At 27.7% G+C, this 13,526-nt stretch carries 10 protein-coding genes; 1 reads left to right on the top strand and 9 read right to left on the bottom strand.

The genetic code is table 11. From position 1 onward, the window contains the following. Positions 1-9: 9 nt before the first annotated feature. Positions 10-747, top strand: coding sequence for an NAD-dependent protein deacylase (locus tag ACZJV1_RS02030; protein ID WP_460289034.1), 738 nt, complete (start codon positions 10-12; stop codon positions 745-747). Positions 748-837: 90 nt separating this feature from the next. Here ACZJV1_RS02030 and ACZJV1_RS02025 read toward each other — a convergent pair whose 3' ends face one another. The 9 genes from ACZJV1_RS02025 to ACZJV1_RS01985 all read right to left on the bottom strand — a co-directional run bounded on the left by ACZJV1_RS02025 (position 838) and on the right by ACZJV1_RS01985 (position 13,310). Next, positions 838-1,248, bottom strand: coding sequence for a GtrA family protein (locus ACZJV1_RS02025; protein ID WP_463651257.1), 411 nt, complete (start codon positions 1,246-1,248; stop codon positions 838-840). Between the two features lie 14 nt (positions 1,249-1,262). Further along, positions 1,263-2,222: a glycosyltransferase family 2 protein gene (locus ACZJV1_RS02020; protein ID WP_463651256.1), complete on the bottom strand. Its 960-nt coding sequence runs from the start codon at positions 2,220-2,222 to the stop codon at positions 1,263-1,265. Positions 2,223-2,277: 55 nt separating this feature from the next. Beyond that, positions 2,278-4,080, bottom strand: coding sequence for an LTA synthase family protein (locus tag ACZJV1_RS02015; RefSeq protein WP_463651255.1), 1,803 nt, complete (start codon positions 4,078-4,080; stop codon positions 2,278-2,280). Then, a complete protein-coding gene (locus ACZJV1_RS02010) occupies positions 4,081-5,544 on the bottom strand; it encodes a glycosyltransferase family 39 protein (RefSeq protein ID WP_463651254.1) in 1,464 nt (487 codons plus the stop codon). A 142-nt stretch (positions 5,545-5,686) separates the two neighbouring features. Then, positions 5,687-7,192 (bottom strand): glycosyltransferase family 39 protein, encoded by a 1,506-nt coding sequence (locus ACZJV1_RS02005; RefSeq protein ID WP_463651253.1) that lies wholly within the window; start codon positions 7,190-7,192, stop codon positions 5,687-5,689. Between the two features lie 346 nt (positions 7,193-7,538). Then, positions 7,539-11,066, bottom strand: coding sequence for a pyruvate:ferredoxin (flavodoxin) oxidoreductase (gene nifJ, locus ACZJV1_RS02000; protein ID WP_463651252.1), 3,528 nt, complete (start codon positions 11,064-11,066; stop codon positions 7,539-7,541). A 298-nt stretch (positions 11,067-11,364) separates the two neighbouring features. Continuing rightward, positions 11,365-12,072, bottom strand: coding sequence for a pirin family protein (locus tag ACZJV1_RS01995; RefSeq protein ID WP_463651251.1), 708 nt, complete (start codon positions 12,070-12,072; stop codon positions 11,365-11,367). Positions 12,073-12,207: 135 nt separating this feature from the next. Next, the gene (locus ACZJV1_RS01990; protein ID WP_463651250.1) at positions 12,208-12,807 is read right to left on the bottom strand and encodes a nitroreductase family protein; all 600 of its coding nucleotides are present in this window, start codon (positions 12,805-12,807) and stop codon (positions 12,208-12,210) included. 80 nt (positions 12,808-12,887) lie between these two features. Further along, a complete protein-coding gene (locus ACZJV1_RS01985; protein WP_460289026.1) occupies positions 12,888-13,310 on the bottom strand; it encodes a MarR family winged helix-turn-helix transcriptional regulator in 423 nt (140 codons plus the stop codon). Positions 13,311-13,526 lie beyond the last annotated feature (216 nt).

The following is a 13,526-nucleotide window of genomic DNA, read 5'->3' as shown; positions in this document are numbered from 1 at the left end:
GATGATTTAATGTACAATAATATAGAGAAGCTAACACAAATTTTAAAAGAAAGTAACAACATAGTTTTCTTTGGTGGTGCAGGTGTATCCACTGAATCAGGAATTCCTGACTTTAGAAGTTCCAATGGATTATTTAATGAAAAGCTTAATATAACTTTTACTCCTGAACAATTAGTATCTCATAGCTTTTATATGAGATATCCTAAAGAGTTTTTTAACTTCTATAAAGCTAAGCTTATTTACCCTGAAGCTAAACCTAATGGCGCACACATTGCATTGGCTAAGCTTGAAGAAATGGGAAAATTAAAAGCTGTTATAACTCAAAATATAGATGGACTTCATCAAGCCGCTGGAAGTAAAAATGTTTATGAACTTCATGGATCAGTTCATAGAAACTACTGTGTCAAATGTCATGCTTTTTATGATGCTGACTTTATTTTAAATTCTAAAGAAGTACCAACTTGTACTAAATGTGATGGAACTGTCAAGCCTGATGTAGTTCTTTATGAAGAAGGCTTAGATGATGATGTAATTAGATGTGCAGTTAATGCTATTTCTCATGCTGATACTTTAATTATTGGTGGAACATCCCTTGTTGTTTATCCAGCTGCTGGACTTATAGACTATTTTAGGGGTAAGAATCTTATTTTAATAAATAAAAGTTCTACATCTGCTGATAATAAAGCTAATTTAGTAATTAACGATTCTCTTGGAAAAATTTTAAGTGAAGCCCTAGAACTCCTTTAAAAACAATTATCGTATTTATTTATAATTAAGTTTACTTAAAAAGGCTTATTCAATTTATATTATTGATATAAATTAAATAAGCCTTTTTAACTATTCATTTTGTTCTTTTTTAAATGCAAAAAATTTTAACAATATAAAAGTTACTGGAATTCCTAATATTGCTGCTAGTATATATGCTATAAGCTTATCCAAACCCATAATGTTAAAGGTTATTATTACTACTATGTTTTGAATTATAAAATTAGGTATATATGATATTGTAAATTTTATAAACTTCTTAAAAGCCAGCTTTTCCTTAAAAGTTAGATAGCTATTTAGTATATATGCTACGATTAATCCTGAAACATATCCAAACACAAAAGCAATATTTTCATTTAACATATTTGAATATACATAAGAAAAAATTACTCCATTAAAAGTATTAATAACACCTATTATTAAAAACATTATAAACTCTTTCGTAATAAATATTTTTTTAATTTTATCTATTAAACTATTCAATTAACTTGCACCTACTACTCTTCTTTATCATCAATTAATATCTCTTTTATAATATATCTTGGTCTACTCTTAGTTTCATTATATATCTTTCCAATATACTCCCCTATAACCCCTAATGAAAGAAGTTGTATTCCTCCTATCATCCAAATTGAAATTGTTAACGATGTCCAACCAGCTTGAGTTTTTCCCATAAATTTTACTACTAAAGAATATACTAATGCTATTAAACTAAGTATAAATATAGAAAACCCTAAGCTTGTAATTATCCTTATTGGTTTTATACTAAAAGATGTTATTCCATCCCACGCAAAAGCTAACATCTTTTTTAATGGATACTTAGATTCCCCTGCAAATCTTTCATGTCTTTCATACTCTACAATAGAATACTTATACCCAATTAAAGGAACTATCCCCCTTAAAAACAAATTTACTTCTTTAAATTCACTTAAACCTTCAATAGCTCTTTTGCTCATTAACCTATAATCAGCATGATTATAAATTAAATCTACACCTAACCTATTCATAACTTTATAATATCCTAAAGCTGTTGTTCTTTTAAAAAAAGTATCTGTTTTTCTTGAGCTTCTAACACCATATACTATATCACTTCCAGAATAATATTCTTTAACAAATTCATCTATTACATTAATATCATCTTGTAAATCTGCATCTAGTGATATAACCATATCTGCATGTTCTTTTGCAACCATAAGTCCTGCTAATAGTGCATTTTGATGCCCTTTATTTCTTGAAAGGTTAACTCCGCTAAATATACTATTCTTATTATATAAACCTTCAATTATATCCCAAGTCTTATCCTTTGATCCATCATTTACAAATAGTATTTTGCTTTCTTTTGATATATCTTCATTGTTAATCATTGTATTTATCTTGTCTAGAAGTCTCGTACTTGTCTCAGACAAAACTTCTTCTTCGTTATAACAAGGAATAACTAAATATAATATCTTATCCATAAAAATCCTCCGCTCAAAGTATAAACTATATATTTTAGTTTACAGCATAATCTAATTATTTTACTTTATTGGTATTTACATAGTAATTATTTTTTATAATTTTATCAGCTATATCATAAGCCTGCTCTAATCTTACTTCTTCTTCTTTAGATGGATTACCAACTACTATTCCACCTTTTATAACTGTTGCATTTCTTTTGGTTGTTAATAAATTTCTTCCCATATAATAATCCTTTGTATCAATACCTAATAAATATGAAACTGTTGGCACTATATCTATTTGTCCTCCATAAGTACTTATAGTTTTACTTGGTATATCTTTTCCATATATTATAAGAGGAACTTCGTTATCTTTTGCTTGCCACCAATCTCCTGGCATATCTGTACTTTCAACATCTTCCATATAGTATTTATGCACTCCACCATGATCGCCATATATTACAACTATTGTGTTGTCTAACATATTATTTTGTTCTAATAACTCAAAAAATAATCCTATTTGCTTATCTGCATAATTAACACTTTGAAAATATCCGCCCAACTTATTTTCATCTAACTCTTTTGGTAAATCTAGTTCTCTATATTTCTTATCTATATCAAAAGGCCCATGGCTTGTTAATGTTGGTACGACTGCTAAAAAGGGCTCTTCTAATTTTGAAATCTTTCCACTAAATTGAGTATACAAACTTCTATCTGATAAACCAAATCCTGCATACTCATCTATCTTATATTTCTTTATATCCCAAACTTCATTATAACCTGCTGCTGATCTTCCAGCCTCTGCCCAATTCCAATCACCAGCTCTTTCAGCATGAGTTAAAATAGTATTATATCCCTCTTCCTCTAAAAGCCTTGGAAAGGACTTATACTTTACTTCTGGATATTCTAAATATGTTATAACATCCCCTAAAGGTAATACCCCTGATGCAGCCATCATATCCATATCAATACTATTTCCAGCATTATTTTGCTCATGAATATTATTGAAATATAATCCTTTTCTTATAATTTCATTCATATTAGGTGCTATCTCTTGGTCATATACCTTTTGATTTATAACGAAGTTTTCTAAGGATTCAATTTGAAGAAACACAATATTCTTACCTTTTGCTATTCCTTTATATTCATTATCTTCAACTGTTTCCTTATTCCATGCTAACCATTCATCAATTTCTTTTATTTCATCATAATCAACTTTTTTATTAACTTTCTTTAAGGTTTTATAAGATTCATATATATGATGTCCAAGAGGTGATCTATTAGAAAGCCTTTGAGCTGGACTCCAGGAAGCCTGCCAATCCTCTTGAAAGAATCTTATTTTCCCATTTAAAACTCCTTTTATATCAAATAAATAATGAGATGAACATATTATTGCTATGCAAGTAATTAACCCTAATATCGCTCCCCTAAAGTTTCTTTTAAAATTAACATTTCCCTTTAACCTTTTACAATAAAATATCATTATTGGAATATCTATTATATAAACTATATCTATAAATCCTGGATTAATGATCCTTCCATTTAAAGGGTTAAATCCATCTTTGAAAAATAAATACTTTAACTCTAACAAATACCCTGTACCTCTATATGACCATATGTCAAAAATCATAAAAATAGAGTATATTAAATTTATAGCAATTAGATATCTTATTGAAGCCTTACCTTTAAATATTAAGCTAGGAAATATAATTATTCCTAATATAGCTAAATGAGCTATCATAAGCCTTATATCAAAAGGGATACCATAGAAACTAAAACCACTATTTGAAGCACTCATAAATGTTAAAGTCAAACTTTTTATATATAAAATACTAAATGTTATACTTATCCATAATATTCTTTTATTAATTTTTTTCATTTAAGCAACTTTCTCCAATTTCTCTTCTTTCTCAAACTTTTCATTAGGTCTTTTATTAAATATTTTTAATAAAAAGTTTATTCCTTCTACTTCTAAAATTATAAATACCCATGAAATAATATAAGAATATCTTCCTTGTGATTCTGTTACTAAATACATAACACCATACCCACATAATATTATGTAAAATAAATTCATCTCTTGATTTTCTCTATTATTCTTTCTATTTAAAATTCCTAAAAATATAAGAATCATCATAATTAAATAAATAATTTGTGGAGCTTCTAATGAAACATCTACTATTATATCTTCCTCTGGAACATCTAATTTTGTCCAATAGATTCCTCCGAAGTCCCCCTCATTCCATTGCAATGCAAATTTCTTAATATAAAATTTTACTAACTCTATAGGCGAAGTTGTAGTTAATCTATCTTTAATAATTTGAGCACTAGCTTCCTTCACCTTTTCATAATCATAATTGTATTTTTCAGGGATAGATGCATCTTCTTCATTCCATCTACCGCCACTTTCAATGTTAGTTCCCTTTAATATGTTTGTTATTTTAGGCTCACTTCCTTTCCATAATGGAAATTCTGTAATTTTTAAGCTTTGTAATGTGAAGCTTATTAAAAATAAAAACATAAAATAGGGAACACTATATAATGCTATATTTCTTATTTTATGAACTATTTTATCTTTTGAATAAATTATTATATACACTCCATACGCAATTATCATTATTAGTGCTACCATTCTAAATAAATTCCCAAAAGATAATATTACTCCTGATAAAATTAGATAATATTTATTTTTCTTTCCTTTAAGAACAAGTATAAATATATATGCACTAAGCAAATATAATGGTATTGCTATATTCTCTGTACAAAAAACAGCTGGATAAGCTACAAATGGTGGAAATACTGATGCTAATGCAGCTGCATAGACCCCTTTTTTATTTGAATTAAATATTTCTTTAACTATTAAATATATAATGTATATTGTTAAAACACTTAATGATAAGTTAACAACTTTCATCATTAATATATTATTAATTGGAAATATTTTAATCATTAAAGCCATATAAAGTACCATTGCTGTTAAATGTGGAAACCTGGCTATATATGAATCTCCCCAAAACATACTTGTACTTTCATTTAAAAAATCTTGTGCAGATTCATAAATAACTCTAAAATCTGATACTGGAAAGCTATTTACATTTAATAACCATAAGCTTCTTAAAATAAATCCACAAAGTAATATTAATAATATTTGTTTTTTATAACTTATATTCTTTTTTATAATATAAAACTCTATAGCTATGATGCTTAATAAAAAAATTCCTATCATCATAGAATTTTTATTAAAACCCTCAATATATTTACTACAGGCAATTATAACTATTATCATTAATACTTTTAGTATAGTTAAAAAGAATTTAGTAAATCTCCCCTTAATTTTCTCCAAACCTGTATCCCCCTCTAAATTTTTATAAATGTATTATTTTTGCTAATATAATCATAAATATTATTTTTACAAAAAAATAAATCTTTAATATTATATTAAGATACACTTATTAAGAATTTATTAAGGATTATCTAAGATCTAATTAAAGGTTTCTTTCATATTTTCTAATATCTCTTTTACTAAAACCTTTTTTAATATCTATATCAAACTTATTTAATATAAAGTTTATTCCTTCTACTGCTAGAATTATAAATACCCATGAAATAATGTAAGAATATCTTCCTTGTGCTTCTGTTACTAGATACATAATGCCATATCCACATAGTATTATATAAAATAAATTAATTTCTTCATTTTCTTCATTTTCTTTATTATTCTTTCTATTTAAAATTCCTAGAAATACAAGAATCATCATAATTGAATAGATGGTTTGTGAAACTTCTAAGGAAACATCTAATACTATATCTTCCTGTGGAACAAATGATTTTGTCCAGTGAGTCCCTTCAAAATCCCCAATACCCCATTGCATTGCAAATTTTTTAACATAAAAACTTATTAACTTTAAAGGTGGAGTTGTTGTTAGCCTTTCTTTAATAATTTCAACACTAGCTTCTTTTATTTCTTCATAATCGTAATTATATTTTTCAGGAATAGATGCATCTTCCTCATTCCATCTTCCTATACTTTCTATATTAGTTCCCTTTAATACATTTGTTATCTTAGGCTCGCTACCTTCCCATAGTGGAAATTCTGTAATTTTTAAGCTTTGCAATGTAAAGCTTACTAAAAATAAGAGCATAAAATAAGGAATACTATATAATGCTATATTTCTTATTTTATGGACTATTTTATCCTTAGAATAAATTATTATATAAATTCCATATGCAACTATCATTATTGTTGCTACCATTCTAAATAAATTCCCAAAAGATAATATTAATCCTGATAAAATTAAATAATATTTATTTTTCTTTCCTCTAAGCACAAGTATAAATATATATACACTAAGCAAATATAATGGTATTGCTATATTTTCCGTGCAAAAAACACCTGTATAAGTTACAAGTGGTGGAAATATTGTTGCTAATGAAGCTGCATATATTCCTTTTTTATTTGAATTAAATATTTCTTTAACTATTAAATAGATAATATATATCGTTAATACACCTAATGCCAGATTAACAAGCTTCATCATTAATATGTTATTGATAGGAAATATCTTAATCATTAAGGCCATATAAAACACCATTATTGTTAAATGTGGAAATCTAGCTATATATGAACTTCCCCAAAACATACTTGTACTACCATTTAAAAAATCTTGTGCAGACTCATAAATAATCATATAATCTGATGTTGGAAAGCTATTTATATTTAATAACCATAAAGCTCTTATAATAAATCCACAAAATAATATTAGAGATATCTGCTTCTTATAACTAAAATTCTTTCTTATTATATAAAATTCTATTAATATGATACCTATCATAATTAATGTTACTATTATAATGCTCCTAATTAAATTCTCAGCACTAAGAAAAATATGAGCAAAAAATATAGCACCAATACTAGCAGGTATAAGTATTATCATTAAAAATTTTAATACTGTTAAAAAGAATGTAGTAAACTTATCTTTAAAGCTTTGCAAATTATGCACCTCCTAAAACTATATAAATATACTTAATCTAAATTATATATTTATATGTATCCCAATGTTTAAGTAATATTAAGTCAAATTCACATCATACACATTTTAACATTTAAACCTAAAATACTAACTTTTAATATATACCTCCCAGTTTAATAAGTCTACCTTTTTTTACTAAACTTAACCAAATCTTTAATAATATAGTAATGTATACTTCTTAATTATATCTTATATCTATCTTATATTTTTCTAAAGAGTAAAAAAGCTATTTGTTTAACTTTTATACTTAAACAAATAGCTTTTTATTTCTTATAATCTTAATTTATTTATATATTAATTTTAAATTTTACAATATTGAATTTTCAGATAAACTCTTATATCTTTGATATCTTTCTTTAGCATTTTCTTCTGTCTTTTGGAATAACTCTTCTGCTAATTCTGGGAAAGCTTTTGCTAATGATGAGTATCTTACTTCTCCCATTAAGAAATCTCTAAGACTTGAATTAGGCTCTTTTGAATCTAATGCAAAAGTATTCTTTCCTTGTACCTTTAAATCAGGATTATATCTGTATAAATGCCAATATCCAGAATCTACAGCTCTTTTTTCTTCATGAGGAGTATTTCCCATTCCAATCTTTATTCCATGACTTATGCAAGTTGAATATGCTATTATCAATGATGGTCCATTATAAGCCTCAGCTTCTGCAATAGCCTTAAGAGTTTGATTTAAATTAGCTCCCATACAAACTTGGGCTACATATACATAGCCATAAGTCATAGCCATTAATCCTAAATCTTTCTTCTTTGTTCTCTTTCCTGTTGCAGCAAATTTTGCTACTGCTGCTTCTGGAGTTGATTTTGATGATTGACCACCTGTATTTGAGTAAATTTCTGTATCAAACACAAGGACATTAACATTTTCACCAGATGATAATACATGATCTAAACCACCATAGCCTATATCATAAGCCCATCCATCTCCACCAAATATCCATTGAGATCTATTTACAAAGAATTCTTTATCTCTTAATATTTCTTTTGCAATTTCAGAGTTATCCTCTTCTAAAACTCTTCTTAAGTTATCTGACCTTTGTCTTGTTCCATCTCCAGTATCTTTATGATCTAACCAATCTTTTAATACCATTTTTGTATCTTCTGGCATTTCACCTTCTAATGCTATTTTAATGTTATCTGCAATTCTCTCTCTAATTGTTCTAACACCTAAGTACATACCTAATCCATACTCTGCATTATCTTCAAATAAGGAGTTCCCCCAAGCCGGTCCATGCCCATTATAATTTGCTCTATATGCTGTTGCTGCTCCTGAAGCTGCCCAAATTGATGAACAACCTGTTGCATTTGCAATCATCATTCTATCTCCAAATAATTGAGTAACTAGCTTAGCGTATGCAGTTTCTCCACAACCTGCACATGCTCCTGAGAACTCAAGCAAAGGTTGTTCAAATTGGCTTCCTTTAACTGTATTTTTATTCATAGGGTTTTCTTTTGGAGTAACCGATTCAATCGCATAATTCCACGCTTCTATTTGCTCACTTTGACTATCCATAGGCTTCATAACTAGTGCCTTTCCAGGTGCTGGACAAATTTGAGCACAGTTTCCGCACCCAGTACAATCTAAAGGAGTTATTCCTATTGTATAAGAATATTCTTCTTTACCTTTTATACCATTTGCTTTTACGCTTTTATAACTACTTGGTGCATTTTTTATTTCGTTAGATGTAGCTAAAAATGGTCTAATAACAGCATGCGGACAGACAAATGAGCATTGATTACATTGAATACAATTCTCTGGTATCCATTCTGGCACATTGATTGCAATTCCTCTTTTCTCAAAAGATGTAGTACCAGCCATAAATGTACCATCCTCTATTCCTGAATTAACAAAGCTTGAAACAGGTAAATAATTACCTTCTAACTTATTTATTGGAATACATATTTCTTCAACGAATTTTGGAAGATCTACTTTTTCTTCTAGTTTATTATCTTCAGCATTTTTCCATTCTTCTGGTGGGTTTATTTTAACTAATGATTCTATCCCCTTATCTATAGCTTCAAAGTTCATATTTATAACTCTTTCACCTTTTTTGCCATAAGATGTAACAACTGCTTCTTTCAAATATTTAACAGCATCTTCAAGTGGAATAATATTTGCTAATTTAAAGAAGGCTGCTTGCATTATCATATTTATTCTTCCACCAAGACCTATTTCTTGAGCTATTTTTATTGCATTTATAATATGAAATTCTATATTATTTTCTACAATATATCTTTTAACACTTGCTGGTAATTTCTTATTTAATTCTTCTTCGCTCCAAATTGTATTTAGAACAAATATGCCATTTTTTCTAAGTCCCTTTAAAACATTATAATTATAAACATAAGATTGATTATGGCATGCTACGAAGTCTGCTTGATCTATCTCATAATGTGATTTTATTAGAGTTTTACCAAATCTTAAGTGCGAAATTGTTATTCCTCCTGATTTTTTAGAATCATAAGCAAAATATCCTTGTGCATACATGTTTGTATGATCACCAATTATTTTTATAGCACTTTTATTTGCTCCTACAGTTCCATCTGATCCTAATCCCCAGAACTTACAAGAGGTTGTTCCTTCTGGTGTGGCATCAATTTCTTCCTTTGGTGAAATAGATAAATTGGTAACATCATCTTCTATACCAATAGTAAATCTATTCTTTGGTTTATCTTGATTTAAGTTTTCATAAACAGCTACAATATATGATGGATATGGATCCTTTGACCCAAGTCCAAATCTTCCTCCATATACTTTAGGTGGATTATCCATTTCATTAACTGCTCTAACAACATCTAAATATAATGGCTCTCCAATTGATCCTGGCTCCTTTGTTCTATCTAAAACTGCAATTTTTTTAACAGTCTTAGGTATAACCTTTAATAACTTTTCTATTGAAAATGGTCTATAAAGTCTTACCTTTACAAGACCTACTTTTTCTCCCCTTGCTCTTAAATAATCTATAGTTTCTTCTATAACTTCCGTTACAGAACCCATAGCTATAATTATTCTATCAGCATCTTTATCTCCATAATAATCAAAACAATGATATTCTCTTCCTGTTAATTCTGTTATTTTTGACATATACCCTTCAACAACATCTGGAATATCATCATAATATTTATTTAATGACTCACTTAATTGGAAATATACATCAGGATTCTGTGCTGTTCCTCTTATAACTGGATGATCAGGGTTTAGTGAATTTTTTCTAAAATTATTAAGTGCCTCATAATCAACTAATTTAGCTAACTCATCATACTCTAAAACCTCTATCTTTTGTATTTCATGAGATATTCTAAATCCATCAAAGAAATTAACAAATGGCATTCTTGCTTTAATCGCTGTTAAATGCGCAACTGGTGCTAAGTCCATAACTTCTTGAACTGAACCTTCTGAAAGCATAGCAAAACCTGATTGTCTTGTAGCCATAACGTCTTGATGATCGCCGAAAATACTTAATGATGATGTAGCAAGAGCTCTCGCTGCTACATGAATAACTGCTGGTAACCTTTCACCTACCATTTTATACATATTAGGTATCATTAATAATAATCCTTGAGATGCTGTAAAAGTTGTAGTTAATGCTCCTGCTTGCAAAGATCCATGTACAGCACCTGCTGCTCCTGCTTCTGATTGCATTTCTACTATTCTAACAGGTTTCCCAAAGATATTTTTTCTTCCTTGAGCAACCCATTCATCCATATGTTCTGCCATAGGTGAAGATGGAGTTATTGGATAAATTGCACTTACTTCTGTAAATGCATAGGATATATGTGCTGCAGCTGTATTTCCATCCATTGTTTTTGTCTTTCTCATATCTATTCTTATGCCTCCTTTGTAAAATTAAAAATTATTTGTTCTTATATAATTAATTTATAATAATTTAAGTATTTGCATAGACATGTCCTATTATTCAATTAATAAAAATATCTATTAAATTACTATACCAAAATTTTCATAATTTTAAAAGTTAATTGATTATAATTATCATAATCAAATCTTTATCTATATTTTAATAAAATTTAATTAAAAAGTATGTATAGTAATTTTCTATACACTAAAAAAGAACAAGCATAATAAATCTGCTTGTTCTTTTTATTATATATTAATACTTTTACCATCTTGTTGATTTCTTCATCTCAATTGCAAGTACATGTGATTTTTTATTAGCTTTTATTAGAATATTTTCTTCTACTATTTCTAATGCATCTCTTTCGTCTAACTCTATATTGCTTATTGTTGAATTTCCTTCTACTTGAACTAAATAAGCTTGTCTTCCAGATTCTACTGAAAAATCTATTTCTTTTCCTTCATCTAATTCTACTACATAAAAGTTTGCATCTTGATTTATTTTAATTGGTGCATCACCATCTTTGCTTGATACTATATTAAGCCATTTGTTTTTTCTATCTTCTGCATTAAATCTGTAATCTCCATAAGCTGGCTTATAATCTTTTTTATCTGGAACAACCCATATTTGTAATAGCCTTGTTATGCTATCCCCCAAATTATGTTCACTATGATATACTCCTGTACCAGCACTCATATATTGAACATGTCCTCTTGAAATAGTATTTTTATTTCCCATTGTATCTCCATGAGTTAATTCTCCATCAACTACATAAGATACAATTTCCATGTCTTTATGTGGATGTAAATCAAAACCTGTTTTACCTTCTATTAAATCATCATTTATAACTCTTAATACTCCAAAATTCATGTTATCTATATTAAAATATTCTGCAAAGGAAAAATGGAATGTACTCTTTAGCCATCCTAAATTACTTTTCCCCATATTTTTATGATCTAATTTTCTTAACATAATAATTTTCTCCTTTCATTAATAATTACTATTTACTTAAACATTTAAAATTCACTATATTACGATATTATAATTAGTAGATATATGTATCCTTAACATATATCTACTTAATGAAAATACAAGAAATTTTTTATTCTATTTTACTATCTTTACTCTATCTTCTATTGGCATAAATTCTTTTTCTCCTGCCGGTGCAACACCTTTACCAAAAGGCATTTGTGCAATCATCTTCCAGCCGCTTGGAATATTAAATTCTTTTTTAACTTCTTCTTCTATTAATTCAGTATAATGTTGTAATGTTGTTCCAAGACCTTCAATAGATAAAGCAGTCCAAATAGCAAATTGTAACATTCCTGAAGTTTGCTGTGCCCAAACTGGGAAATTATCTTTATATAATTCAAACTGCTTTTGCAATGATTCAACTACATTGAAATCTTCAAAATATAATACTGTTCCATATCCTGCTTTAAATGAATTTATCTTTTCTTCAGTAGAAGAGAAATTATTTGCTGGAACTATTTTTCTTAAAGTCTCCATTGTAATATCCCATAGCTTATTATGATTTTCCCCAAATAATACAACTACTCTTGAACCTTGTGAATTAAATGCAGATGGAACATGCTTTACTGCTTCTTCTACTACTTCTTGAATTCTTTCATCTGATACTGGTGACTCCTTGCTTATTGCATATATGCTTCTTCTTTCCTTTATTGCATTGTAAAAATCTTTATTCATATTAAATCATTCTCCTATCATATTTTTAATTTTTCTAAATTTTAATATTAATATATACATCTTATATATTATTTAATTAGTCACTTTAATACTTTTCTTAATTGAATCAAATTATCTAGTAATTCTTTTTTAGTTTTCTCATCTAAATTGATGAATAAACTATCCAAAAACTCCTTATGTTTTGGGAATATATGTGCAATAAAATCCTTTCCCTTTTCTGTTAAAGAAACGTAAAATATTCTTTTATCCTTCTCACACTTTCTACGAACAACAAGCTCTTTCTTTTCTAGCTTATTTATTACATAGGTTATTGTTCCACTTGTAACTAAAATTTTCTCAGCTACTTTTTGTACAGGTTGATCTCCTTTGTGGTATAGCATTTCTAAAACACCAAATTCACTAATATTTAATCCAAACTCTTGTACATTTTTTTCTATTTGAAAAAATAAATCATCATAAGTTCTAGCCATTGCAATTACTAATTTTAAATTTATATCACTCATAATTTCACCTACATTATCTTGATTTCAAGATAATTATATATCTAAAATATCTTTGAGTCAAGATATTTTTTGATATTAATTATCAATCCCCTTCCCCCTCTGTATTTATACAATTTTTCAATATAATCCTCTATTCTCTCTCCATATTAATAAAATTATTCTTAATTATTAATTCAAATTCTTTAATAGTATAAAATAATAAGTTTTACACAAAAT

The sequence above is a fragment of the Clostridium sp. LS3 genome (assembly GCF_055330225.1).
The sequence above is the reverse complement of the archived record's forward strand: the minus strand, read 5'-3'. Positions and strand labels throughout refer to the sequence as shown.

Excerpts from the sequence above, each read along its gene's own strand:
- ACZJV1_RS01995 (WP_463651251.1), bottom strand. The coding sequence starts at position 12,072 with ATGTTAAGAAAATTAGATCATAAAAATATGGGGAAAAGTAATTTAGGA.
- ACZJV1_RS02015 (WP_463651255.1), bottom strand. The coding sequence starts at position 4,080 with ATGAAAAAAATTAATAAAAGAATATTATGGATAAGTATAACATTTAGT.
- ACZJV1_RS01985 (WP_460289026.1), bottom strand. The coding sequence starts at position 13,310 with ATGAGTGATATAAATTTAAAATTAGTAATTGCAATGGCTAGAACTTAT.
- ACZJV1_RS02020 (WP_463651256.1), bottom strand. The coding sequence starts at position 2,222 with ATGGATAAGATATTATATTTAGTTATTCCTTGTTATAACGAAGAAGAA.
- nifJ (WP_463651252.1), bottom strand. The coding sequence starts at position 11,066 with ATGAGAAAGACAAAAACAATGGATGGAAATACAGCTGCAGCACATATA.
- ACZJV1_RS02030 (WP_460289034.1), top strand. The coding sequence starts at position 10 with ATGTACAATAATATAGAGAAGCTAACACAAATTTTAAAAGAAAGTAAC.
- ACZJV1_RS01990 (WP_463651250.1), bottom strand. The coding sequence starts at position 12,807 with ATGAATAAAGATTTTTACAATGCAATAAAGGAAAGAAGAAGCATATAT.